This window comes from Shewanella acanthi (assembly GCF_019457475.1).
Lineage (GTDB): Bacteria > Pseudomonadota > Gammaproteobacteria > Enterobacterales > Shewanellaceae > Shewanella > Shewanella acanthi.
The window spans coordinates 55,540-79,678 of sequence record NZ_CP080413.1 but is presented as its reverse complement, the minus strand read 5'-3'; the positions used below and the strand labels follow the sequence as shown (position 1 = coordinate 79,678).

21 protein-coding genes are annotated in these 24,139 nt (G+C 46.9%); 9 read left to right on the top strand and 12 right to left on the bottom strand.

What is annotated here, in order from left to right; genetic code table 11:
* Positions 1-168: 168 nt before the first annotated feature.
* Positions 169-2,061, top strand: coding sequence for a DUF885 domain-containing protein (locus K0H61_RS00355; RefSeq protein WP_258405981.1), 1,893 nt, complete (start codon positions 169-171; stop codon positions 2,059-2,061).
* Between the two features lie 411 nt (positions 2,062-2,472).
* Positions 2,473-4,059 (top strand): arylsulfatase, encoded by a 1,587-nt coding sequence (locus K0H61_RS00350; RefSeq protein ID WP_220050833.1) that lies wholly within the window; start codon positions 2,473-2,475, stop codon positions 4,057-4,059.
* 154 nt (positions 4,060-4,213) lie between these two features.
* Here the strand turns inward: K0H61_RS00350 and K0H61_RS00345 are convergent, their stop codons facing one another.
* The gene (locus K0H61_RS00345; RefSeq protein ID WP_220050832.1) at positions 4,214-4,639 is read right to left on the bottom strand and encodes a hypothetical protein; all 426 of its coding nucleotides are present in this window, start codon (positions 4,637-4,639) and stop codon (positions 4,214-4,216) included.
* A 351-nt stretch (positions 4,640-4,990) separates the two neighbouring features.
* On the opposite strand from K0H61_RS00345, the gene mtnC reads away from it, so the two are divergent.
* The 3 genes from mtnC to K0H61_RS00330 all read left to right on the top strand — a co-directional run bounded on the left by mtnC (position 4,991) and on the right by K0H61_RS00330 (position 6,604).
* Positions 4,991-5,671, top strand: a complete 681-nt coding sequence (mtnC, locus tag K0H61_RS00340; RefSeq protein ID WP_220050831.1) for an acireductone synthase — start codon at positions 4,991-4,993, stop codon at positions 5,669-5,671.
* A 213-nt stretch (positions 5,672-5,884) separates the two neighbouring features.
* Positions 5,885-6,313 carry an acyl-CoA thioesterase gene (locus K0H61_RS00335; protein ID WP_220050830.1) on the top strand — a complete coding sequence of 143 codons (429 nt, stop codon included), beginning with the start codon at positions 5,885-5,887 and terminating at the stop codon, positions 6,311-6,313.
* Positions 6,314-6,337: 24 nt separating this feature from the next.
* Entirely contained in the window at positions 6,338-6,604 is a 267-nt protein-coding gene (locus K0H61_RS00330; RefSeq protein ID WP_220050829.1) for a GNAT family N-acetyltransferase, read from the top strand.
* A gap of 50 nt (positions 6,605-6,654) precedes the next feature.
* Here the strand turns inward: K0H61_RS00330 and K0H61_RS00325 are convergent, their stop codons facing one another.
* Both K0H61_RS00325 and K0H61_RS00320 read right to left on the bottom strand, forming a co-directional pair.
* Complete coding sequence (locus K0H61_RS00325; protein ID WP_220050828.1) at positions 6,655-7,065, bottom strand: acyl-CoA thioesterase; 411 nt, start codon at positions 7,063-7,065, stop codon at positions 6,655-6,657.
* A gap of 227 nt (positions 7,066-7,292) precedes the next feature.
* Complete coding sequence (locus tag K0H61_RS00320; protein WP_220050827.1) at positions 7,293-9,086, bottom strand: AMP-dependent synthetase/ligase; 1,794 nt, start codon at positions 9,084-9,086, stop codon at positions 7,293-7,295.
* Positions 9,087-9,420: 334 nt separating this feature from the next.
* Here K0H61_RS00320 and K0H61_RS00315 point away from each other — a divergent pair, with 334 nt between their 5' ends.
* Genes K0H61_RS00315 through K0H61_RS00305 form a run of 3 tightly spaced genes read left to right on the top strand, consistent with a single transcriptional unit; the run spans position 9,421 to position 12,904 of the window.
* A complete protein-coding gene (locus K0H61_RS00315) occupies positions 9,421-10,974 on the top strand; it encodes an alpha/beta hydrolase (protein WP_220050826.1) in 1,554 nt (517 codons plus the stop codon).
* 3 nt (positions 10,975-10,977) lie between these two features.
* Entirely contained in the window at positions 10,978-11,712 is a 735-nt protein-coding gene (locus K0H61_RS00310) for an ABC transporter ATP-binding protein (protein ID WP_220050825.1), read from the top strand.
* Between the two features lie 43 nt (positions 11,713-11,755).
* Positions 11,756-12,904 (top strand): ABC transporter permease, encoded by a 1,149-nt coding sequence (locus K0H61_RS00305; RefSeq protein WP_220050824.1) that lies wholly within the window; start codon positions 11,756-11,758, stop codon positions 12,902-12,904.
* Positions 12,905-12,986: 82 nt separating this feature from the next.
* Here K0H61_RS00305 and mog read toward each other — a convergent pair whose 3' ends face one another.
* From mog to K0H61_RS00265, 8 genes are all read right to left on the bottom strand, one after another.
* Positions 12,987-13,520: a molybdopterin adenylyltransferase gene (mog, locus tag K0H61_RS00300; protein WP_220050823.1), complete on the bottom strand. Its 534-nt coding sequence runs from the start codon at positions 13,518-13,520 to the stop codon at positions 12,987-12,989.
* 167 nt (positions 13,521-13,687) lie between these two features.
* Complete coding sequence (locus K0H61_RS00295) at positions 13,688-14,188, bottom strand: NlpC/P60 family protein (RefSeq protein WP_434086596.1); 501 nt, start codon at positions 14,186-14,188, stop codon at positions 13,688-13,690.
* Between the two features lie 216 nt (positions 14,189-14,404).
* Positions 14,405-15,298: a hypothetical protein gene (locus tag K0H61_RS00290; protein WP_220050822.1), complete on the bottom strand. Its 894-nt coding sequence runs from the start codon at positions 15,296-15,298 to the stop codon at positions 14,405-14,407.
* A 2-nt stretch (positions 15,299-15,300) separates the two neighbouring features.
* Positions 15,301-15,768 carry a DUF1425 domain-containing protein gene (locus K0H61_RS00285; RefSeq protein WP_220050821.1) on the bottom strand — a complete coding sequence of 156 codons (468 nt, stop codon included), beginning with the start codon at positions 15,766-15,768 and terminating at the stop codon, positions 15,301-15,303.
* A gap of 23 nt (positions 15,769-15,791) precedes the next feature.
* Complete coding sequence (locus tag K0H61_RS00280) at positions 15,792-17,033, bottom strand: COG3014 family protein (RefSeq protein ID WP_220050820.1); 1,242 nt, start codon at positions 17,031-17,033, stop codon at positions 15,792-15,794.
* Positions 16,990-17,622, bottom strand: a complete 633-nt coding sequence (locus tag K0H61_RS00275) for a penicillin-binding protein activator LpoB (protein WP_220050819.1) — start codon at positions 17,620-17,622, stop codon at positions 16,990-16,992. The genes K0H61_RS00280 and K0H61_RS00275 overlap by 44 nt, the downstream gene beginning before the upstream one ends.
* 88 nt (positions 17,623-17,710) lie before the next feature.
* Positions 17,711-18,268 carry a hypothetical protein gene (locus K0H61_RS00270; RefSeq protein ID WP_220050818.1) on the bottom strand — a complete coding sequence of 186 codons (558 nt, stop codon included), beginning with the start codon at positions 18,266-18,268 and terminating at the stop codon, positions 17,711-17,713.
* A 395-nt stretch (positions 18,269-18,663) separates the two neighbouring features.
* Positions 18,664-19,401: a sulfite exporter TauE/SafE family protein gene (locus tag K0H61_RS00265; protein WP_220050817.1), complete on the bottom strand. Its 738-nt coding sequence runs from the start codon at positions 19,399-19,401 to the stop codon at positions 18,664-18,666.
* Between the two features lie 144 nt (positions 19,402-19,545).
* Here K0H61_RS00265 and K0H61_RS00260 point away from each other — a divergent pair, with 144 nt between their 5' ends.
* Positions 19,546-20,472, top strand: a complete 927-nt coding sequence (locus K0H61_RS00260) for a pirin family protein (protein ID WP_220050816.1) — start codon at positions 19,546-19,548, stop codon at positions 20,470-20,472.
* Positions 20,473-20,514: 42 nt separating this feature from the next.
* On the opposite strand, the gene K0H61_RS00255 is transcribed toward K0H61_RS00260, so the two are convergent.
* Positions 20,515-24,132, bottom strand: a complete 3,618-nt coding sequence (locus K0H61_RS00255; protein WP_220050815.1) for a hybrid sensor histidine kinase/response regulator — start codon at positions 24,130-24,132, stop codon at positions 20,515-20,517.
* Positions 24,133-24,139 lie beyond the last annotated feature (7 nt).

Genomic DNA, 24,139 nt, shown 5'->3' with positions numbered 1-24,139 from the left:
AGCCTTCTCATATACCTAAATTAAATCCAAAAACCTTGGTTTATGAACGCCATAAACTGCTAGGATACCCCTTCACTTTAAGGCTGATAACGGCTGATTTGGTCAAGATGTTAAGGTTTTAGCTCAGTAGCAAAAGTGCGCTAAAACCCCAAAGGTATGAGTAACCTTATGAAAAGAATAATAAATGGATTGATGATTGGTTTGTTGGTCACAGGTTGTAGCGATCCGAGCGAGAGCCAGAACCAAGCTCAAACACAACAAGCAACAGGGCAAACAGAACAAGGCGCTACACAAGCGGCCAGCCTTAAAGAGCAATTACTCCCGCTGACTCAACGCTATTTTGCCCTAAGACCCGAAATCGCCACTTACTACGGCGTTGCGGAGGCCGATGCGGGTAAAGACATTTTATCAAAGCTGACCGATTACAGCCCATCGGGTGAAAATCGTCGCCGCAAAGCCTTTAGAGCCCTCCTGAAAGACATCAATGCCATCGACGCCAGCAAGCTAACGCCCTCGGAGCAAATCAGCTTAAACGCTATTAAGTCAGAAATGGCGGGCGCATTACTGCCGGGTGATGCCGTCGCCTACGGCACTATGCTGGGCGAGTATGGCAGCTGGTTTTTGCCCTACTCGGTCAACCACCTAACGGGTCTACACACTGAGTTCCCAGGCTATATGGAAGATAAATTTGCGGTCACGACCCCAGCAGAAGCTAAGGCCTATATCACTCGCCTAAGCATGTACCCCGCTGCTATGGGGACTGTGATTGATAAACTTTCGCAGGATGTGCAAATAGGGATTATTCCCCCCGATTTCATCATCGATAAAACCATCGCAGGCCTGCAGCAACAGTTAGTCAGCAAGGCAAGCGAGCACCCGCTTGTGACCACTTTTAGGGACAAGCTCGAGGCAGCTAAAGTGCCCGATAGCGAAGCGCTCGTCACCACTGCGACCGATTTAGTGGAGCGCAAGTACTTCACCGCCACGCGCCAATTAATCTCATCCCTGCAAAGCGTGCGCATTAAGGCGAAACACGATGCTGGCATCGGCCATTTACCTCAGGGTGCCAAGCTCTATAAAGCGCTAATTAAACACCTGGGTAATTCGGATAAAACCCCGCAGGAAATTCATCAACTGGGTCTAGATGAAGTCGCCCGTATCACTGAGGAAATGGACGGCTTACTCAAAGAGGTGGGCTATCAAGACGGTACCGTAGGCGAGCGGATGCAAGTGCTGCTCAAGGATCCAAAGTATCTTTATGCCGATTCTAATGATGGCAAACAGCAGTTAATGGCCGATATCCAAGGCTATCTGACGAAGGTCAATGCCAAGCTGCCGGAATGGTTCGGTCACCTGCCCGATCAGGATGTGGCCGTAGAAGTCGTGCCTGAAAGCCGCGCGGCAGCGGTTAGTGGTGCTTATTACGATGCACCGTCTCAGGATGGCTCGCGTAAGGGCACCTTCTGGATCAGCCTCTACGATATGGAGGCACTGCCTTCATATTCGCTGCAAACCTTGACCTACCACGAAACGAATCCAGGTCATCACCTGCAGACCATTATCGGCCTGTCGGACACCCTGCCGCTAATGAGCACTATTTTTTACTCTAACGCGGCGGGCGAAGGTTGGGGATTGTATGCCGAGCGCCTAGCGGCGGAGATGGGCATGTACGCCGATAACCCTATTAATAATCTGGGGCGCTTACAGGCAGAACTGCACCGCGCCGTGCGTCTGGTGGTAGATACGGGTATGCATGCGCTTGGTTGGAGCCGTGAGCAAGCTATCGATTATGTAGTGGCAACCGAAGGCATTCATGCATCGGCAGCGGCTGGAGGCGTTGATCGTTATGTAGTGTGGCCGGGTCAGGCTCTGGGCTATAAATTAGGTGAACTTAAGATTATTGAACTGCGTGAAAAAGCCAAACAAGCGTTAGGCGATAAATTCGATATCAAAGTGTTCCACGACAGATTGCTCGAGAATGGCGCCCTGCCATTAGATCTGATGGAGCAAAAAATCCTGCAGTGGATTGCCTCGGAGCAAGCAAAAACAGTCGCGGCCTAGGCCAGTTGCATTAACTTATAAGGGTCAGTGAACACTGACCCTTTTTATTGGCTAATCAACTAATAAAAAAGCCTATTAAGTACGGCGCAAGTTAAAAATCCACATGAAATTCAATATTTTTAAAGTGACGAATGTAAATTTTGGCTAAAGGTCTCTTCTTTGTCGCCATTCCACGAAGACTCACACTTGCAATTTGGGCTCATTAAATCAACAACTAAACGACTCACTCCCCGTCAAACAGCAATCCATCCTCCAACAATTTTAAAAAAAACAACATCTTAACCTATTTACACTCAATGGCACTTCCGCGAACTTCTGCTAAGTTCTAATCAGAGCAAATTATTAGCTCAATTTTAGAGCTTAAAAAACGATGCGAGCGTCAGCTTGTCATCCGGGAAATGGAGGTTAGAGATGCTTAAACGGACAAAACTTTCGACGGCATTACTTGGTGCGTTGGCATTAGTGCCTACGGTACATGCAGCCGATCAAAAACAACCCAATATATTAGTCATTTTTGGTGACGATATCGGTTGGCAAAACGTCAGTGCCTACGGCATGGGCACTATGGGTTACACCACACCTAATATCGACCGTATCGCAAACGAAGGGATCAAATTCACCGACCACTACGCTCAGCCCAGCTCCACAGCGGGTCGCGCGGCCTTTATTACTGGCCAATATCCAATCCGCTCAGGGATGACAACCGTGGCCATGCCTGGTGGTGATTTAGGCTTAAAAGCCGCCTCACCTTCATTGGCCGAAGTGCTAAAAGCCAAGGGTTATGCCACAGGGCAATTCGGTAAAAACCACTTAGGCGACCATAACTTCGCCCTGCCGACAGCCCACGGTTTTGACGAGTTCTTCGGTAACCTCTACCACCTCAACACCCAAGAAGAATCCGAGCAGCGCGATTATCAAAACTTCGCCAAGGCCTATTCGGGTTCTGCCGAAGCCTACGAGAAAAAATTCGGTACCCGCGGAGTACTACACTGCTACGCCACCGATAAGGACGACAAAACCGTCGATCCACGTTTTGGCGTCGTCGGCAAACAAAAATGTACTGATACGGGGCCGCTCACTCAGGAACGGATGAAGGACTTCGACGGTACCGAAATGATCCCCACCGCACTAAAATTTATCGAAAAATCCAAGAAAGATGGCAAACCCTTCTTCGTGTGGTTGAACACCAGTCGTATGCATCTCTACACTCGTCTAAATGATAAGTGGCGTTATGCCGCCGAGAAGTACACCAGTGAATACGATCTCCACGGTAGCGGTATGTTGCAGCACGACCATGATATCGGTGTGGTACTGGATAAGCTCAAAGATATGGGGTTAGACGACAACACCATCGTCATTTACAGCACAGACAATGGCCCTGAACACAACTCTTGGCCCCATGGTGCGACTACGCCATTCCGTGGTGAAAAAATGTCAACCTATGAGGGCGGCGTAAGGGTGCCTATGATGGCACGTTGGCCCGGCCATATCCCCGCGGGTAAAGTGCTGAACGGCATTCAAGGGCATCAGGATCTATTCACCACATTGGCAGCAGCAGCTGGTGAACCCAATGTAAACGAGAAAATGCTCAAGGAGAAAAAACAGTATATCGATGGTATCAACAACCTCGATTACTGGACAGGTCAGACTGCTGAGTCACATCGCAGATCCATCCTCTACTACTACGAAGGCAAACTCACCGCTATTCGTATGGGGCCATGGAAGTTCCACTTCTCAACCAAAGAAGATTACTACGCCAATTTAGTGCCGCTGACAGCGCCTAAAATCTACAACCTGCGAGCCGACCCTTTTGAAAGCTACGATACCATCGACTCTCAAGGTCACTTAATGCAGAAAATGTCATGGTTAATGGCACCAGCCACTGAGATCATCAATGGCCATGTTAAATCGCTGATGGATTACCCACCGGTTCAAGGTGGCACCAGCTTCGATATGTCTAACTTAATTGGAGATATATTAGAAAAAGGTCAGCAATAACCGAGTTAAGTTATTCGCTTAAATTGATAATGGCTCATAGGGTGCAATGCCCTATGAGCCATTTTATTTGTCGGCTCAGCTAGCAAGCCCAATCTACTGTGTCGTTCTCATTGCTATCGCACTTTTTCGCTACGACACTAATTTCGCAATGGCACTAATTTGCTATGACAATAGTGCGACTACGGCGCTGTATTAAACCGTAAATCATCAGCACCCCAAAGGTCGCCGCTAAGGTCGTTAAGGTACGCGCTAGCCCATAATAACTAAACACATTTAAACTCACGCCATCGGTCCAAAGTACCACCATACCCAGCGGCATCTGCATTAGTGCGGCCGCCATCAAATCAAAGGGATGACGACTGAATACCAGTCGATAGCAAAATAGCGTTACCGCAGAAAGCATTATCAACAGCACAGCATCGTGAATACCGAGGAAGAGATAAAGGCTGCTGTTGTGATTCATTTGGGAGATATTTTGCAAAAGCTCGGCCATATAACCCGCCTGCGCCACCAGCGCAAAACAGCTAAAACTACTGAGCGCCAACAGGATGCCAAGGCCGAGTGCAGGTAGATATTTCATATATTGCCCCCCATCGCCCCAAGTCATTTAAGCGAGCGCGATGATTGTTTTGATTGTGGAAAGAAGCCTAAATTTTGGCTCATCACAATAACAGCCCAAATTACGCTTAGCTATTAAGACCATAGTCTTATGGGAATGCTTTAACTGCTACATCTCGCTCAACTTTAGCGAGCTAACGGGCTAGCATAAGCACCTTTTGTAAGAGGACAATTTGTCATTCAAGATAAAAATCGCCAACTGATGAGGCAACTCCATCCCAATACGGGCGAAATAAACTAGCCAATTTGAACAATAACGCTTAGGATCGGGATTGCATTTTTTCGCCAACATATTGTGGAGTATCAGAACATTATGGGTATCAGAGCCATAGTCGTAGACACTGCTGGAACGACGACAGACCTAAACTTTATCCAAGATGTACTATTCCCTTATTCTGTCAAAGCGTTACCCGCCTTCTTAGAACAGAACCAACACAATGTGTTAGTAGAGAACTGTATTTGTGATACCCGTGATATCGCCCTCGAACCCGAAGCCGATATCGCCCGAGTGACCGAAATTCTGCAGCACTGGGTGGAGGAAGACCGCAAGGCGACGCCACTCAAGACATTGCAGGGCTTAATTTGGAAACAAGGCTATGGTCACGGCGAATTTAAAGGCCATATATTCCCCGATTTTATTGAAGCGGTTAAACGTTTTAGCGCCCAAAAACTGCGTATCTACAGTTTTTCTTCTGGTTCAGTCGAAGCGCAAAAATTATTGTTCAGCCACAGCGATGGCGGCGATCTGACCGAGATGTTCAGCGGCCACTTTGACACCCGTACAGGTAACAAGCTCGATAAACAGGCCTACGCAAACATTCTCAACACTATCAGCCTCAGCCCAAGGCAAGTATTGTTCGTGTCGGATGTAATGGAAGAACTCAAGGCGGCCGAAGCTGCAGGCATGATGACCTGCCAAATGGTGCGTGATGAAAAGCAGCGCACTGGCCACTTCCGCAAAATCAGCAGCTTCGATGAACTCCAAATCGAATAAGTCTTGAAAGGCTCATTAATACATCATTAAAGCGACCCTAGGGTCGCTTTTTTATGCGGCTTTTGTATACCAAATGTAAAGGTGTAGGTGCGCTAAAACACCTCATCCTATAGCGCGAACCTTGTCGCTACTTAAGCTTACTGATAGTCTGCTCAACTTAAACGAGCGTTTTAACGCCTGTCTGCCCTTCAGAGTGATGTTATGGAAAATACAATGGAAAAGTTTCTCGCCCAAAACCCAATCGTTACCGAAATCCCTGTCGCTTGGGGCGAGATGGATGCCCTGCAGCATGTAAATAATGTGGTGTATTTCCGCTACTTCGAAACCGCCCGTATCGATTTTTTCAATCGTTTATTCCCACTCGACGCCCTTTATAAAGACGGTGTTGGGCCCGTGATTAGCGAAAACCAAGCTCGCTATAAACGTCCGGTGACCTTCCCCGACACCCTGTTAGTGAGTGTAAGCATCAGCGATATTCACACCGACAGATTTACCATGCATTATCAGGTGTTTAGCAAGCAGCAGCAGGCAATAACCACCTTAGGATCTTCGGTCGCCGTAATGTTTAACTTTAAGACAGGTAAAAAAGCTGAATTACCAGAGGCACTGCTGGCTATCCTTAAGCAACACGAACAGGCCTAATGTTTCCCTGAGAGGAGAACGGTAATGTCTGAAAATCGATCTGAACTTGCCATTGAACATCAGCAGATGAACAATCGCTTTATCATAACCTTCGAAGGCTGTGAAGCCGTGTTGGAATACCGGCTTCAAGGTGCTGATATTGATTTTTGTCGCACCTTCGTGCCCAACGAGCTTCGCGGCAAGGGCCTTGCTGAGCGCTTAGTACGCCATGGTCTAAAGTGGGCAAAAGAGCAGCAGTATCAAATTGTTGCTAGCTGTTGGTATGTACAGAAGTTTTTGAAGACGAAATAAACCATTCTTCATCTTAACCGCGCAGTCGCTGCGCGGTTAAACTCGTAAATTTACGCACCTTCACCGTTAAGGCTAGCGAGGATTTGACGAATATCCTCAGGAATAGGTTGGCTTTTTTCGCTGCGATAGTCGTAATGCACTAAGGTTGTCTTTACTTCAGCGGTTTTAACCCCTTGCTGCCAGCAACTTTGAGTCAGCTCAAAGCTACTGTTACCAATACGACTGACATAGGTTTTCACAATCACGCTTTTGCCATAGTAAGTCGGAGTAAGAAAAACCACGGTAAAGCCCGCAACAATCAAATTCCATTGATTTAAATCGAGTTCTGGATTAAATATCTCAAACATCGGCGTACGCGCCGCCTCACACCAAACCGGGATCACCGTATTGTTGATATGGCCCAGACCATCGGTTTCGGTAAAGCGCGGGTGGATTTCGAGGCTAAATTCGGTAGCAGACATACACTTCCCTTTCATTGTTTTATCTGTTTCTTTATGACCAATGCCAACAGGCAATTAAGTCGCACAAGCCTAACAGAGCCGCCACCGTAAACCTACCTTAGACACCAAACAAGTTACCGCACACAATTCCCTAGGTAGCTTAGATTTAGCCCAAACAAAAGGCCGCATCAGTGCGGCCTTTTTGATGATCGACTCAAGGTCTCTCTTATTGATAGATCATATTAGTGCTAGCTGTACATCGCATTAATTTCGTGGGCGTATTTGTGATAAATCATCTTACGGCGCAGCTTAAGCGTCGGGGTGATTAAACCCGCTTCCATCGAAAATGCCTCAGGCAGTAGAGTGAACTTTTTGATCTGCTCAAAGCCCGCTAATTCCTGCTGCATCTGCTTTAGGCGTAACTCAAAATGCTCAACCACATGATTATGGCGCAGCAGATCCATAGTCGACTCGTACTTTAAGCCCTGCTCCTTCGCCCAAGCTTCTAACGATTCAAAGGCGGGCACAATCAAGGCGGTCACATAATTACGGGCATCGGCGATAATCGCCACCTGCTCGATAAAGGGACAACGTCCAACCGTGCCTTCAACCCGTTGCGGCGCGATGTATTTGCCGTTAGAGGTCTTCATCAGCTCTTTAATACGGTCGGTAATAAACAGATTACCTTCAGCATCGAAACGGCCCGCATCACCGGTTTTTAACCAGCCATCCTCAAAGGCGGCTGCCGTATCTTCGGGACGATTATAATAACCACGCATCACAGTATCGCCACGTACTAAAATTTCATCGTCTTTGCCAAGTTTGACTTCAACCTCAGGCAAGACTTTACCGTTAGAACCGGCAATGCGGTTATTCAAGGTGTTGCAGGTTACTGTGGCATTGGTTTCTGTCATGCCATAACCGCAAAGCACGGGAATACCGATACTGTGGAAGAATGCCCCCACATTCCTATCGAGGGCTGCGCCGCCGCAGGGCATAAACTTGAGGCGACCACCGAGTACGGCCTGAAGCTTGCTGTAAATCAGCTTATTAGCTAAACGCCATTGCAATGACAGGGCTAAACCGCCCTTAGCCCGACCTTGGCTGGCCTCAAATTGACGCTCACCGACCCTCATCGCCCAAGCAAACAGCTTTTGACGGCTCTTAGGAGACTTGGCTACTTTATCCTGCACTGCGCTGTAAACCTTCTCGAGGAAACGCGGCACCACACACAGGTTATGTGGGCGAACGGCACTAATGGCTTCCTTCACTCTTTGGGTATCTTGCAGATACACGTTATGGCCGCCACGGCACAATACGTAGAAACTCCAACCACGTTCAAACACATGGCTTAGTGGCAGGAATGCTAATGACACGTCGCCCGTCTTAAAGGGCAATACCTCATCGTGCTGACGTACGGTAGATGCCATATTTCGATAATCAAGCATCACGCCTTTAGGATCGCCCGTGGTGCCCGAGGTATAAATCAGGGTCAGTAAATCGTCAAGGTTAGCGCCTTGCAAGCGCTGCTCAAGCGCCAAAGCTTGGTCACAGCTCTTAGCCAGCAAAGAATCTAAATGCTGATGGGAGTCGGCCTTACCTTCGGCAAGCACGACATTTTTATCGAACACAATAATGTGCTTTAGGCTTGGGCAAAGTGCTTGCAGTTCGCAGGCCAGCGCATATTGCTTAGCATCGTCGACAAACAGCACTTTAGCGGCGGCATCGTTAATGATAAAACTCGCCTGCTCTACCGTACTGGTTGGATAAATAGGCACAACAACAGCACGACTCTTTAGAATACCGACATCCGCACAGGTCCACTGGGGACAATTTTGTGACAGAATCGCGCAGCGGTCTTGCACTTGTACGCCGATTTCGATCAACAGTTGTGCAATTTTACTACTAATAGTATCGAAATCCTGCCAACTCACTTTATGCCATGGCGCAGCCATCTCAAACCCTTCGAGGGCAATAGTGCCCTTCAAAGTCTGGCTTTGCTGCTTTAATAGACGAATAACGTGATATTGTTCGAGCGACATGAATGCCTCACCTTTTAGCTTACAAGTGTACCGCTTTTGGCGGCATTCTAACCGAAGGCCAGCTAAAACATAAGAGTTTTTACTCTAGAATTGTACAAATGTTGGCCAAATCACACTTAAAATGGCCCTCAAAATATACCTCAGCGGCGAAATATTCAGCATTGAGCCCCCTTATAAACGGTACATCCGCCCTAATAACAATCATTCAAGATGATGAGTTTATTCGTTTTTTGTCGACTTTATGACCAAATCACAGTAACTTTTACCCCAAAGAATCTCTGGCCAGTATTCCCTAGGCCAATGCGCTGACGACAAAAGCATAAGGAAAGTTGCCATGGAACATGGTTTGCTAAAATGGAGGCTCGGTGCTGTCCTCAGCTTACGGGCAATACAAAACAAAGCGGGCAGCTTAATGGCAGCCTTAACGCTGGGGATCTTGGCATTACCCGCTACGGCTTCTGAGGGTAAGGCCAATGAGCTTGAACTGGGCGATAGTTGTTACGTCGAAGGACTCTCCGACCGCTTAAGATGCGGGTTTATCACTGTCCCCGAAAATCCCCAATTACCTAATGGCAAGCATATCCAAGTGCATTATGCGGTGTTGCCCGCCATCAAGAATGTGAACCACGAAGAAGCCTTACTTGCCATTGCTGGCGGCCCTGGTCAGTCGGCAATCGATAATGCCGCTGGCTTTGAAATGATGCTGAGTAAAGTGCGCCAGCAGCGAGATATTCTCCTTATCGATCAGCGGGGCACTGGGCGTTCTAATGTACTTGACTGCGATCTCCCTAACCAATCGCCCTTTGCCTTCGATGATGACAATGCCGACAGTCTTGCCGAGGCACAAAAATGCCTAGGCAAGTTAACTGACACCGACGTAGGCCAATACGGCAGCCTCAATGCGGTGGCGGATTTCGAAGCCGTTCGAGCGCACTTAGGCTATAAAAAGTTACACTTGTACGGCATTTCCTACGGCACCCGCATGGCGCAGTTATACATGCGCTTATATCCCGAACATTTAGCCACTGTCACCTTAGATGGCATAGTACCGATGCAGCAGAGTGTGCTGGAAATCGGCTCGGCCATCGACCGAGGTTTCGAGCTGCTGTTTAAGGACTGCGAACAAAACCCAAGCTGCCATAATGCCTTCCCCGAGCTTAAAGCTGAGTTTGAGAAAGTCGCAGCCGCCCTAGCTAACGGGCCTATCATTGAGTCGGTTTTCCACCCTGTTACAGGGGAGAAAACCCAGCTAACCATGACGCGCGGTAAATTTTACGGTGCCATCCGCATGGCACTCTATCAAGCCAGCGTTCGCGCCCTCATCCCCCATGCGATTCATCAATCAGCCTTAGATAACTTTCAGCCCCTTCTCGGCCTATTTGCGCTGACCACAGATAACGCCGGTATGGCCATGGGTATGCATGCGTCTGTTGTATGTGGTGAAGATATTCACCGCATTACCCCTGCGATGCGCGAACAAGCACAAAGCTCCTTTATGGGTAAAACCATGCTCGAAGGCCTAGAAGCCACTTGCAAAGTGTGGAAGGTACCAGCGGTCGATGACAGCTTTAGCGAAGCTATTAGCAGTGATATCCCCACCCTGTTGTTATCGGGTGAGATAGATCCCGCGACGCCGCCCAGCTGGGGAACACTCGCCATGGAAAAACTGACTAATGCCAAGCACTTTATTGCCCCCTTTGCGACCCACGGCGTGGCTTATCAATCCTGCGCAAACAACATGGTGGCCGATTTAGTCCGTACAGGGTCAGTCAAAGACCTCGATGGTGAATGCTTAACAAAGGATGTTCGCCGCAGCTTCTACTTAAATGCCAGCTCAGTGGAGCCACTTGCCACCCCAGCCAGTACCACATCAAGCGCAAAGGAATAACAGATGATTAAGGTTAGCAATCTTTCTAAACGCATCGGCGATGTGCAGGCACTCAACGATTTAAGTTTTGAAGCGAAAAACGGCCAAATTACCGGATTGCTCGGCCCTAATGGCGCGGGCAAAACCACCTGTTTACGCACTATTTTTGCCCTCTTAAAACCCGATACTGGCACAGCCGAAATCGATGGTATCGATGTAAGCCTTGACCCAATTGCCGCCAAGCAGCAATTGGGATTATTCCCCGATCCCTTTGGCCTTTATGAGCGCCTAACTCCGAGGGAATACATTCGTTACTTTGCCGAGCTTAGTGGTTTATCGACAAGCGATGCCAAAGAAGCCACCAACAAAGTGATCGCCAAATTGCGCCTCGAAGATATCAGTGACAGACGCTGTAAGGGTTTCTCGCAAGGGCAAAGAATGAAAACCGCCCTCGCCCAAGCGATAGTGCATAACCCCAGCAATATCATCCTCGATGAACCGACACGAGGCCTGGATGTGATGAGCACTCGTCTGCTGCGCGACATTCTTATCGACCTTAAAAATCAGGGTCACTGCGTACTGTTTTCAAGCCACGTGATGCAGGAAGTTGCGGCGCTTTGCGATCAGGTGATTGTGATGGCACAGGGCCGGGTCGTTGCAGTGGGCAGCCCGAGTGAACTGTGCGAGCAAACCGGCAAAGCCTCTCTCGAGGATGCCTTTATCCAACTGATCGGCACCGATGAAGGAATCGCCGCATGATAATTATGTTTACAACCATCATGCAGCCACTTAAGGATTAATCATGAAAAAAATCATTGCTATGGTGCGCAAGGAACTCATCGATGCTGCCCGTGACAAACGCTCGGTGATGGCTGGCCTCTATTATGCTATCGGCACACCTTTGATTATGTGTGGCCTGTTTATGGTACTGATTGGCCAACTAACAAGCCCAGACGATCTTAAAATCACCCTGACCAATCCAGGCAATGCTCCCGATCTCGTGCGCTTCTTAGAGAATAAGGGCATCAGCCAAGCGGCAACCGATGGTAGCGATGCCAAGGAGCGCAAGGCAATAGAGCTTATTATCAGCCCTGACTATGCCGAGCAGATGAACCAAGGCAAAGCCGCTGAACTCATTATTGTTGCCGATAACTCGGACGAAAAACTGCAGAATTCGATTCGCAGACTAGAAAAGCAGTTACAGGCTTATAGCTCAGAAATGGGCAGTCTACGTTTGATTGCCCGTGGAATTGACCCCCGTATAGTGCAACCGCTTAAAGTCAATACCCACGATCAAGCTACTAGCGACTCTAAGGGCGGGATGATCCTAGGTATTGCGATTTTCACCATGATTTATTCGGTATTTATCTCGGGGATGAATCTTGCCATTGATACTAGCGCTGGCGAGCGGGAAAGCAATTCACTAGCGTTACTCCTAAGCCATCCCCTCACCACAAGGCAGTTAGTGCTGGCTAAAATTATCGCTGTCAGCCTGTTCGCGCTGCTTGGTTTAGTGTTGATTCTGCTGGTCTCTAAAATCGCTTACACCTTTGTACCTTGGCAGGAACTCGGGTTTAGCGTCAGTATCAGCGGCCAATTTATGGGATTAATGTTATTGATAGGTATCCCAGTCGCGCTGATGGCGGCCTGTCTACAATTGTTTGTATCCTTTATGGCGAAGACCTTTAAGGAGGCGCAATCTTACCTGACCATGGTGCTGTTTATCCCTCTGGCGCTGTCGATGGCGGCGAGTTACAACATCGCCCCCGATCTGCTGCAATGGCTGCCTGTTTCAGGTCAGCAGCAGGCGCTGATGGATTTTATTAAGGGTAAGGAAATGAGCATGATGCACTTGTTAGTCTCGACGCTGGGCACCTTAGCCATTGCTGTGCTTCTGGCGCTGGGAATGGAAAAATCCTTAAAGAGTGAGAAGGTGATTTTCGGTCTCTAAATGCATCGCTTTGCCTTAAGCAAACCAATAAAAAACCCAAGCAGTGTGCTTGGGTTTTATTTTAGTCATTAATTCAAATTGCTTATTTTGCCTTAGGGCGGAACGGCTTAATAACATCCTCATTGCATTCGAGGAATGGCCCTTCCATCAGGTCGATACAATAGGGAATCGCAGGGAATACCGCATCTAAACATTCGCGAATCGATTTAGGTTTACCGGGTAGATTCACAATCAAGGAATCACCGCGCAGGCCTGCGGTTTGGCGGGATAAAATTGCCGTTGGCACAAACTTTAAGGATTCAGCGCGCATCAACTCACCAAAACCTGGCATCATGCGGTCGCACACGGCTTCGGTCGCCTCAGGGGTCACGTCGCGCTTAGCAGGGCCAGTGCCGCCAGTAGTCACAATTAGGCAGCAATCCAACTCATCGGCCATCTTGATAAGCGTTGCCTCGATAACATCCTGCTCGTCAGGGATAACCTCATAAACGGGTTCCCACTCGCTGGTCAGATAATCATTCAGGGTCTCGATAATCGCCTTGCCAGAAATATCCTCGTAGATACCCGCACTAGCGCGATCGCTCACCGTCACAATACCGATTTTTGCTTTACCCATTTGCCACTCCCGAAAAACAATCTCAAACTCATCCTGCCCGTTTACTAAGGGCTAGGCCATTATTGCGATTAAAATAGCATAATTCGTCGATAGTTAGACGAGAACAACCCGATAAGCATCACGAATTGACGTTAATGCTGGAGAAAAGACCAACTGACGGTTAGCGCCTAAATACGTCTTGCGCTCCAATATTTAGATGCCCAATAACTGTTCAGCATGCTGGAGATCTTAACCCCTTGACTGGTCGAAACATGGAGAAAATTATTCTCACCCACATAAATACCTACGTGGTGTGAACTCCAGCCAGTTTTGAAAAACACCAAATCGCCCTTGCGCAGTTTATCCCGAGAAACGGGTCTACCGAGGGCTTGTTGCTCTTCTACGGTACGGGGCAAGGTCAGACCCAACATCTTTTGATAGGCAACAGAGACAAAGGCAGAACAATCGATACCCTTCTTGCTGCCACCGCCTAACCGATATGGCACGCCGCGCCACTCTTGGTGGAATTGGGCAATATTACTGTCTGTCCAAACGGACACAGGCTCAACAGGCGCAACAACCGGGGCTGGTTCAGGCGCGCTCGCACACGCGCAAAGAGCCAATGCAAATAACGTTATCCCTAATACTTTCAGATTCTTATAATTAATCTTTGGCAACTTAAGCTTCATTAATTTTGCTTTTCCCTTGCAACAGCTTTACGGCACGGCCAGTGACGAGCATCTTGAATCAATTAAATTATCACGCCGCCCTGAATAAACGAATACCCAGCAGCTCACGAAAAATCAAACTGATGCATAAATCTAATAAAAAGGCAGGCACACTTTTGATAAGTCTGCCCGCCCCTTTGTTTGGCTAGATTCCGAGTCACTCCAGTAAGAGATACGTTAGATAAGCCCGCTGTTATAAATCAATTGCAGACTCACCTGCGCCATCTTTCGGCCCTGATCTTCCCAGTCATCCGACACATCTTCGATAATGTCATATCCCGAATTACCAGGCTCTACAGCAACAAACTTTTCAGGGGTTTGTAAGCTGTATCCATTGTCCGATGCACGGTATTCTAAAGGCCCTTGAGATAAAGAAACACGCTTATCAGCCAGCAGTGTCGCATCCACCAGAGATGTCATCAACACATGATAACCTAATGCCTGACTGCGATAACTTCTATCTTGATAGGGCGTAATCTCAAACAACACCTTACCTTGAGTACGCAACATATCCATTTCAGAACGATGATTGTCATCCTGCGGAATTTGCTTCTTGTCCCGTAACTGCGCATCTAACAATCTTAGCGCTACATTACGGTTAATCGGCTTGACTCCATAGGCGAGTAACTCGTTGTTAAAACCTCGTTCGTACTCCTGCCACTGCCCCTCTGATAACAATGAGTTGCGACTTTTTACTGACGAAACTCGATACTCGTTAGCTACTGTGACTTGTTGGTACTCAGGCAATTCGCCGCTCTTCTGACCGAAATTAGTCGCAGTCACATTTACTCTATGATTGCTATACCAATCACTGATCACATCGTCGAAGCGCTCACCGATCAAAAACACAATTTTTGGGCTGCCCGCTTTACGGTATGCACGCTTAAAATCTGCTTGGCTCACCTCAATTAACGTTTGCGGTTGCTGCAGAGCTTCTCGTTGAGCATCAAAATAACTTGGTGCCATCATCGGCGCAGCAGGGGCATCCGCAGCTAAAACCTGCGGGGTCAGTAATAGACCTAAAGCAACACAAGCTGAAACCGATTTGAATGTTAACTTTGCTGCCGACATGATTAGCGGCCCTCTCTAAGTTCCACAACAAAGTTAGCAGCTTGACTGTTTAATGATGTTTCACTGTAAGTCGCTGTACCATTCGCCGGAATATACACTCGACGCCAATTACTCTCGTCATGCAGCGGCTTAGTTGAGGCATCAAAGAAAATAGCTTTTCCTTCAACCTGCAAATCGTAATCGGTACGATTACGCAATACGGTCCACACCTCTAAGTTACCAGTATCGGTTCGGCTCATGCCTGAACGGTCAATAGTCACTTTGACTGTAGTCTTCACGTTTGTGCCAAAGAGGGTTTTATTCAAATCGGTTCGATTCAAATCGTGATCGATAAACACTATGGTGTTTAATTCAGAATCATTGGTTCTTTGAACTGGGTGGTTACCCGAGTAACCATTTTGAGTAGAGTTACATGCAGCAAGAAACAAGCTAACAGAAATAAGAGCCGCGCCCTTAAGCTTGAGATTCATATTCTTTTTCCTACAAAATTAGCTTAGATACGTGAGCGAGATGAGTGCCAAATAACCCGATTACCATTTTTATCTTGATACTCACGGAACACGCCCGATGGCAGAGCTAACGGGTTACCATCTATGTCTTGGTAGCTCGCCTGCCAGCCCGTTGATATTGGGTTTTGCTCGCCAGCACTTTGAAACGTTGAGGCATGCAGGATGTCTGGTAGACGTGACCAATAACGGGTATCTGCACGGGGCTTAACGTTCATCGACAACGCCATTTGCGCCACACCAACTAGGGCTAAAGCGTTACCTACTTGGCCAGCACTACCGCCCATCAGTGGAGCATACACATTGGCCGCAACGCCTAATTCACCTAAGGCTTTACCCATATCAGCATTGACCTGTCTGAACGCGGCTTTTCCTTCAATGATTGCATCAATTGGGCGACCACCACGGGAAGAAGCCTGCCAATACACGTCTTCAATCGGTTGAATCTGAGGGTTAGCATCTGGCGCAGTAATTTCTAAGGATTTCTCTTTGAAACGCTTACCACGACGGAACACTAATTCGTAGTGACCTACGCCATCGGCAAGCTTGCGAGGGGAAAAACCTGTCTCCGCAATCACTAGCACATTGTCCGATTCGGAAGGGATCGGGAAGTCAGGACGCAGGGCCTGCAATTCCTCATAGGCTTCTTTTGCAAGGCCCATACTGCCCATCTTTTGCGCCGACCATCCAGCAAGTAGCATCAACATGGCAATATCGGAGCGGCTTTGCTCTTCTTCAGCAAAGGCATCTTGCATTAAGCCTGCAATGAAACTCGCCCTAGCGTTGTCGTATTCAGCATCAATAAGATAAATAAGACCACGATAGTAATAGGCCATCGCCCTCTCATAGGGCTCACCCTTAAAGTCTTTCCGGCCCTCTTCGTGCCAGAGGCTTCGAGCTTGAAGTGCCTTTTCATCGGCTGCATAAACTGACTCGATACGCTCTAAAGCGATATCAAAACTCTGACGGGCGATCTCGATATCGCCTTGGTAAAACGCCGCGGTACCAATTTCCATTCGATTAAGGACTTCATTTTGTTGTCCCTCTTCAAACAGTTTGGTAAACAGTGGCTTAAGGTAATCAGGCTGCTGAGCAAGAACCTCGGCTTCCTGTGGATTGAGTGTCATCACCTGGCGCGGCTCAGGGCCGCTGGCACAGCCAGCAAGCCCACACACCAGAAATGCACTAGCGATAAACGACGTCGTCTTGCGCAGATTTCTGGAATTCATACATACCGCTCCAAACGTAAGTGCCAAGTTCCATATCCACCAGATCAAAAGAAATTTGGTGGTAACGTGAACGCTGCTGTGTACCTGTATCCATTGCGTCGAGAGACATAATGCGGCCAACTAGTTGGAAATCCACACCAGCGGTTGCCTGGGTTTGTCTGATAGTGCCACCATCAACCACGCCACGGCGTTTCAATTCGCGTTCTTTTTCAACCATCTTCATATGCTCACGGCCAACGAACACAATTTTCCCATTTGCCGCACGGTTTAAATTGCTACGTAAGCGTTCTGTTAACATATTTTTATTGATACGCGAGGAGCTTTCGTTCGTGAAGTTTTCGCTGTCGATAACAATGCGTGGAGCGACACTTCTACTCATGATTGCAGGACTATTGAGAATATCGCGCATCATTTGGTCGGTCATGGACATTACATCCTGTGATTCCAAACCAACACCTTGTACCTTTCCTGGTGAACGAGCATCTTCATAAACCGTCGCGCGACCGGCACTGTTATCAATATTGGTCGTGGAACAACCCGCTAGGGTTGCTACTACACCACAAGAAAATATCGCTAATAATTTTTTCATTTCTTTTCCAACCGATACTTTTATTTACGAATATCTATTAGTTTCTATTTAAAAAAACTAATAGATTCGTAAATATCATTAAATAAAATTAAAGTAGTGATGCCGTAGCACTATTATTGATAGTTACATTACGAGATGCTTCATATAGCGCTTGGCCATAGATTGTTTTTAAATCAGGATAAATTGCTTGGGTTGATTCTAAGGCATCTTGATAATGAGGATGAGTTGAATGAGTTACATACATCCACACTGCTAAATCGGCTAAATTATTAAATGATAAATCAGATGAGCTTTTAATTAACTCTTCACCACCTGACATTTTAATGGCGACTTCACGACCAACGCTGTTGCCAATTTCAGAACCGATCCAACCACCAACTAATGGAATCTGCTCTGCTAATTTTTGTCCTGCATAGGCACCCGCTAAACCACCAATGGTTGCACCCATATCAGCATTCACAGCCTTATCCACCCACTCAGTCATTACTCCGTCTGAGGTAAATGGGCTCATAAACTCACCTGTATTACCTTCAATTGGCTGCGGTGCAATTAATTGGTTTGGGGCTGCTATTTGAGGTTGCATAGCACAACCTGACATAAATAGAACAAAGATACTGATGAAGACAAATTTATATTTATTAATCATTTTTTAATTACCGCTTTATTGTGATTATTTTGTAAACATTAAGCAGCAGGATTCTAAATAGATATTCAGAATATTCAACAAACAATAACGTCAAATAATGACCAATTTACAGTTACCGAACAATAAACCATTTAAATCAATAGGTAACAATAGGTCAAAAAACTGTCACTTAAATCAAAAGAATTTAATTTTGACGCAACAAAGAACAATATTTGAGCAGCAAAACATCTGGAGAATAAAAAACGAACAACAACAGAGTATGATTTATGAGCAATTTAGTCATATTAATGACAGGTGTCATAATTAAAGGGGTTTCACTCAAAAATGAGTAGTAAAATTCTATTAACGGTAAAAATAATTAAAACCATCCTATTAAATAAAGCGTTTATGTTTATTTAATAAATACTCATCAATAATCTTAACCCTACTAAAACCATCAGAATGAGAATGATTTTTTTAAATAAACGGTCACTTATTTTTTGTTGAATCACTAATCCGAGCTTCACTCCAAGCCAGGCAAGTGGGGCTAGTAATATGGATATAAGAATATTCCCCTCATTAATCTGTCCTAATAAACTGTAGGGAATTAACTTGACCCAATTGACCACCGCAAAAAACATAACGGCGGTCGCTAGGAATTCGCTCTTGGGTAATTTTAATGGAATGAGATAGGCATTAAGTGGCGGTCCTCCAGCATGGGCAACAAAACTAGTAAAACCGGCGGTTAATCCGCAGAGCCGACCAATAGTAGCAGACGGTGTTGCTTGGGATTTATCTCCTAGGACTAAACCATAGAGACCAAAGCCCAAGGAAACCACACCTAATATCGCCTTAAGATACGCTTCATTAAGACTGTCAAACAGCAAATAGGCAATCACAATACCGACAATAGCTGCGGGTAAGAGGATCCAAAGCTGACGCGTATTGTGTTGACCCCACCAAGAGCGCACGCTTAAAAAATCCATATAGATCAACAGCGGCAACATAATAGCTGCCGCAGTTGCAGGGCTTATCGCTAGGGCTAAAAGTGGCACGGTTAAGCCGCCAACACCACCTGCAAAACCGGATTTAGAAATTCCAGTGATCAAAACAGCTGGAATGGCCACCAGCCAAAACAAAGGATCAGTTAACATCGCTTCTTCCAATTATTATGTCGTTCTTGCTGTCCTTTAGGAAAATCACGCTACCCTTATACGATGTCTTTGCCGTACCGCGAATAGGAACAACACTAGCCTATCAATAATCTTTCGCGCTGCAAGTGCGGATAAGGAGTCGAAATGCGCCATCAACACAGCAACGCCTCCGGCTATGTTCTCAGGACGGGCTCACAAGCCCATGGACGTTCTCAGGTGCAAGCCATCGAGCCCAAGTTAAGCGATGTTGGCGGGATCCCTGTCGCCCGAGCTTTGCCCCATAAGACGAGACGCCTCATCGGGCCTTGGTGCTTTCTCGATCATATAGGTCCTGTCACCGATGGTCCGTTAATGAATGTCGGTGAGCACCCACATATCGGCCTACAAACCTTTACTTGGATGCTTGAGGGCGAAATCATGCACCGCGACAGTTTAGGCAGCGCCCAAGTTATTCGACCTAAGCAAGTGAATCTGATGACAGCAGGCCATGGAATAGCCCATACAGAAGAGTCGGTTATTGGCCATAACACTATGCATGCAGTGCAATTATGGATAGCCTTGCCTCTTAAGCATAAAGACACTAGCCCAAGGTTTGACCATTATCCACAACTGCCCACTTGGCAGGAGGCGGGAGTCGATTTCACCCTACTGATTGGTGAATGGCAGCAAAAGCAAGCCCCGACACTCTTCTTTTCACCAATAGTGGCCATGGACGTTTATGCCAACCAAGCCTGCCAAATTGAGTTGCCGCTGGAACACCATTTCGAATACGGGTTAATGCCGCTAGAGGGAGACTTTCAACTAGAGGGACAATGTTTTAACGATAACCGCTTAGCTTACCTCGGGTTACATCGGCATTCGGTCAATATTATTCTCAATGCTGGAACAAGATTGCTATTGATTGGTGGCGCCCCGTTAGCTGAGTCAGTTAGTATTTGGTGGAATTTTGTGGGCCACAGCAGGGATGAAATCGCCATCGCTCAGCGGGATTGGGAAACCCAATCACCGCGTTTCCCTAAAGTCACTGGGTATGTGGGCGAACGGCTGATACCCCCTGTTATTCCGTGGTGAACAACCCATCTAAGCACCAAATTCTAGTCGTTCAACAATGGGTTATTGACGCAGTTGTACCATGAGTTCAAGGGCGGTATCGAAATCGTATTGCGAAACATGTTCAAGGATTTGCCCAAGATATTCCTGTTGGGTTTCATCCAAGGTCGATGCCGTTAATTTTTCAGCGACATCAATAGCACTGGTATCTGAGGAGCGAAGTAACTGTTCAAGCTGCTCTAATAAACGTTGATATTCGGGTAAATCTATCACAACTTTTGCTGCTTCGTCGGTTAGCTGCTTAAGGATGCTTTTAATCACTGGGGTTAATTCCAGCTGAACCAACTCAACAGCGTTGTCGATAACCTCTGGACTCTCATTTTGGCTGCAAGCATGTTCTAACTTAGCCGCTGCCGCATAAACCCCCTTAGCTGAAATATTACCGGCGCCCCCTTTTAAGGAGTGAACGTAACGCACTAATGTTTCACCACCAAGCAGCCTATGAGCGGCAAACTCCTCCTCAAATTGCACATACTGATTGGCAAATTTGATCAGTAACTTGCGGTATAGTTTTTGGTTACGCATGGCCCGTTGTAGCCCTTCATCCACATCGATACCTCGGATATGGGGAAAAACCGACATCACATTCGCCATGGAACTGATGTTACGATCATCCTGAGGGAGAACTCGCTGTGGGATTATCCAACGCTGCATAGTACTGAGCATTTCTGCTACATTGATTGGTTTAGCGATATGATCATTCATCCCCGCCATAATCACTTTTTCACGATCGCCAGCCATGGCATTAGCTGTCATCGCCAAAATGGGTAACTCTTGATATTTGAGCTGTTGACGGATTATTTGTGTCGCCGTGTAACCGTCCATTACTGGCATTTGGCAGTCCATTAACACGCCGTCGAATTGATGCTGTGTCAATTTTTCTAAGGCTTCCTGACCGTTATTAGCGACTATTACTTCCATTCCATGCTCACGTAATATCTCAAAAGCAAGCTCTTGATTGAGGTCGTTATCTTCCACTAGCAAAATTCTTGCGCCCTTTAACTCTGCAACATGGGTATTAATTTTACGCTGCCGATGATCGCTTCGAGATTCTTCTAGGCCCGTCCACCCTTTTAGACTCATGATGGTTTCGAGCAATACTGAAGGCGTAATGGGTTTAGCCAAAAAAGCTGTGAGCTGTAATCCTTCAGCCGCCATTTCGGCATCTTCTCTGCCATAGGCCGTCACCATAATAATGGTGGGTGTGTGGGTGATTTTTTGGCTTTGCTTAATTCTTGCTATGGTTTGAATACCATCCATCCCAGGCATCATCCAGTCCATAATGACCAGTTCAAAAGGACGTTGCCTGTCGGCGGCCTCTAACATATCGATCGCCTGTTGTCCCATGCTAGCTGTGTCGACCTGCATACCAAAGCTTTGTAATATTTCACGAATGATAGCTAACGACGTATCACTATCATCGACCACCAGCACCTTTAGTCCCTTAGCATTTCGGTGGGGCTCAAATCGGCGGGGGCTGGCATTTTCCTGCTTCCCTAAACAGATCTTAAACCCAAAAACACTGCCCTTTTCGAGTTCACTCTGAACCCAAATATCGCCTCCCATCATATCAACCAGCCGTTTAGAGATGGCAAGTCCAAGACCACTGCCACCAAAGCGCCGACTCATAGAGGCATCCGCTTGGGAAAACGAGCGAAACAGTCGTGATTGCGCTTCTTCCGAGATCCCAATCCCCGTATCTGAAACTTTGAACGCTAGCTCAACCTGCTTTTCGGATTCAGTCACAACGTCCACAGAAACCACGACTTCCCCCCCCTTAGGGGTAAACTTAACGGCATTATTGCCAAGGTTTATCAATATTTGACTCAGCCTTAAAGGATCGCCAATCAGTTCACGCGGCAAATTTGGAGCGAGTTTAAACATCAACTCAACACCCTTTTCCTCCGCTTTAAAGCCAACAAGGCTGGAAAGCGTGTCAAACACCTCCTCAATCCTAAAGGGCAGCAACTCCAGATCCATATGTCCGGCTTCAATTTTCGAGAAATCCAGAATATCGTTGAGTACACCGAGCAAACTTTCAGCCGAACGACTGACCTTTTCAATATAATTACGCTGTTTGAGTGTAAGTTCGGTTTTTAGTGCTAGGTGCGACATCCCAATAATCGCGTTCATTGGGGTGCGAATTTCGTGGGACATATTCGCCAAAAAGTTCGATTTAGCCTCGTTTGCACTGTCGGCCACTTTCTTCGCTTCGGTCAGTTGACGCTGCATTTCAATCCGTTCAGTAATGTCTTCAATCACACTAACGAAGAAATCAATTTCCCCTTTCTCATCTCGAATCATCGCTACCGTTAGATTCACCCAAACTAAAGAGTGGTCTTTACGGATGTAGCGTTTTTCCATTTTATAATTGGGGATATCACCTTTAACCAAGCTATCCAACAGAGACAAATCCGTCTGCAGATCATCAGGGTGGGTAATATCCTGAAAAGAAAGATGTAGTAATTCATTTTTGCTGTAACCAACAATTTCACATAATCGATTGTTTACCCTCAGCCAACTACCATCTGCTCCCACATGGGCAATCCCCACAGCAGCCTGCTCGAAGGTGTTACTGAATAACTGCTCATTGCGTTTAAGCGCTTTCTGCGCCTGATTGATTGCCGTTAGATCATAAAGACTAGCAAGTAGTAAACGCTCATTCTCAAAGGAGATGCTCGATACTCTCATCTCCACTGTAAATCGTGTCTTATCGGTCCGCACAAGCTCCCATTCGAAAGATAATTTGCCCTGTTCCTTGACCAGCTGAAGATACTCTGCAGCAAGCTCAGTTGAAAGGCGTCCATTGGATTGGTACTGGGGTGAAAATCGACTTGCGACCTTACCTAGCAACCCCTCCTTATCGGGCACCCTAAACATATTGATTGCCGCTTGGTTGCAGTCGACAATTTCTCCGCCGCGGATCAGTAAGTATGGAATGGATGCAGAATCAAAAAGATACTTCGCCCGAGCTTCACTGCGATAGACCTGTTCGAGCAAAGGAGAGACTAAACGTCGATTAAGCAACATGCCGATAAATATAGCGACAGCGGCAATAATAAACGCCACTCCGCCCGCTTTAAGATATGGCGCATAAATCTCTTCAACATCGACTTTAGCCACTAATCCCATATCTAAAAATGGCAAATACTTGTAGGCTGCTAGCACTTTATCACCAGTGTAATCCAGTCCTATCATCACCCCCGACTTACCCGCTAGGGCTTGGCGCATTGGCTCAGCTAAAGTCGAATCAATATTAACGGGTGCAGGGGTTTTATAGTCCTGATTACGGGCTGGCGAGACAAAGTAAATCTTGTCACCTACTCGCTCAGCTAACACTAACTCACCAGTATTCCCCAACCCCTGATAAGTGCGAAAACTCTCCCGAATCTGCCCTAATGTAGACTTTTTAGCTTGATTAGTCTGACTGCCAGTGAAATAAGCGTCGTACTTTGCGACGGCCTCCATCAATCGGCCCTGTACTTCAACAAGATCGGAAAGCTCACGCTTTTTACTTTCGATTGACATTTGGTACAGAGAGAAAAATCCAACTGCGGTGACGACACAAACCGTCGTGAAGAGAATGGCTAAAAAGCGCAGGGTGATTTGCGATTGATTCATGGTGTTC

What these genes read in the sequence shown, in the direction of transcription:
- K0H61_RS00275 (WP_220050819.1), bottom strand. Translation starts at nt 17,622, where the DNA reads ATGAAAAAATTATTAGCGATATTTTCTTGTGGTGTAGTAGCAACCCTA.
- K0H61_RS00270 (WP_220050818.1), bottom strand. Translation starts at nt 18,268, where the DNA reads ATGATTAATAAATATAAATTTGTCTTCATCAGTATCTTTGTTCTATTT.
- K0H61_RS00265 (WP_220050817.1), bottom strand. Translation starts at nt 19,401, where the DNA reads ATGTTAACTGATCCTTTGTTTTGGCTGGTGGCCATTCCAGCTGTTTTG.
- K0H61_RS00325 (WP_220050828.1), bottom strand. Translation starts at nt 7,065, where the DNA reads ATGTCTGCTACCGAATTTAGCCTCGAAATCCACCCGCGCTTTACCGAA.
- K0H61_RS00255 (WP_220050815.1), bottom strand. Translation starts at nt 24,132, where the DNA reads ATGAATCAATCGCAAATCACCCTGCGCTTTTTAGCCATTCTCTTCACG.
- K0H61_RS00315 (WP_220050826.1), top strand. Translation starts at nt 9,421, where the DNA reads ATGGAACATGGTTTGCTAAAATGGAGGCTCGGTGCTGTCCTCAGCTTA.
- mtnC (WP_220050831.1), top strand. Translation starts at nt 4,991, where the DNA reads ATGGGTATCAGAGCCATAGTCGTAGACACTGCTGGAACGACGACAGAC.
- K0H61_RS00285 (WP_220050821.1), bottom strand. Translation starts at nt 15,768, where the DNA reads ATGAATCTCAAGCTTAAGGGCGCGGCTCTTATTTCTGTTAGCTTGTTT.
- K0H61_RS00290 (WP_220050822.1), bottom strand. Translation starts at nt 15,298, where the DNA reads ATGTCGGCAGCAAAGTTAACATTCAAATCGGTTTCAGCTTGTGTTGCT.
- K0H61_RS00260 (WP_220050816.1), top strand. Translation starts at nt 19,546, where the DNA reads ATGCGCCATCAACACAGCAACGCCTCCGGCTATGTTCTCAGGACGGGC.
- K0H61_RS00350 (WP_220050833.1), top strand. Translation starts at nt 2,473, where the DNA reads ATGCTTAAACGGACAAAACTTTCGACGGCATTACTTGGTGCGTTGGCA.
- mog (WP_220050823.1), bottom strand. Translation starts at nt 13,520, where the DNA reads ATGGGTAAAGCAAAAATCGGTATTGTGACGGTGAGCGATCGCGCTAGT.
- K0H61_RS00295 (WP_434086596.1), bottom strand. Translation starts at nt 14,188, where the DNA reads ATGAAGCTTAAGTTGCCAAAGATTAATTATAAGAATCTGAAAGTATTA.
- K0H61_RS00330 (WP_220050829.1), top strand. Translation starts at nt 6,338, where the DNA reads ATGTCTGAAAATCGATCTGAACTTGCCATTGAACATCAGCAGATGAAC.
- K0H61_RS00335 (WP_220050830.1), top strand. Translation starts at nt 5,885, where the DNA reads ATGGAAAAGTTTCTCGCCCAAAACCCAATCGTTACCGAAATCCCTGTC.
- K0H61_RS00345 (WP_220050832.1), bottom strand. Translation starts at nt 4,639, where the DNA reads ATGAAATATCTACCTGCACTCGGCCTTGGCATCCTGTTGGCGCTCAGT.
- K0H61_RS00305 (WP_220050824.1), top strand. Translation starts at nt 11,756, where the DNA reads ATGAAAAAAATCATTGCTATGGTGCGCAAGGAACTCATCGATGCTGCC.
- K0H61_RS00355 (WP_258405981.1), top strand. Translation starts at nt 169, where the DNA reads ATGAAAAGAATAATAAATGGATTGATGATTGGTTTGTTGGTCACAGGT.
- K0H61_RS00320 (WP_220050827.1), bottom strand. Translation starts at nt 9,086, where the DNA reads ATGTCGCTCGAACAATATCACGTTATTCGTCTATTAAAGCAGCAAAGC.
- K0H61_RS00310 (WP_220050825.1), top strand. Translation starts at nt 10,978, where the DNA reads ATGATTAAGGTTAGCAATCTTTCTAAACGCATCGGCGATGTGCAGGCA.
- K0H61_RS00280 (WP_220050820.1), bottom strand. Translation starts at nt 17,033, where the DNA reads ATGAATTCCAGAAATCTGCGCAAGACGACGTCGTTTATCGCTAGTGCA.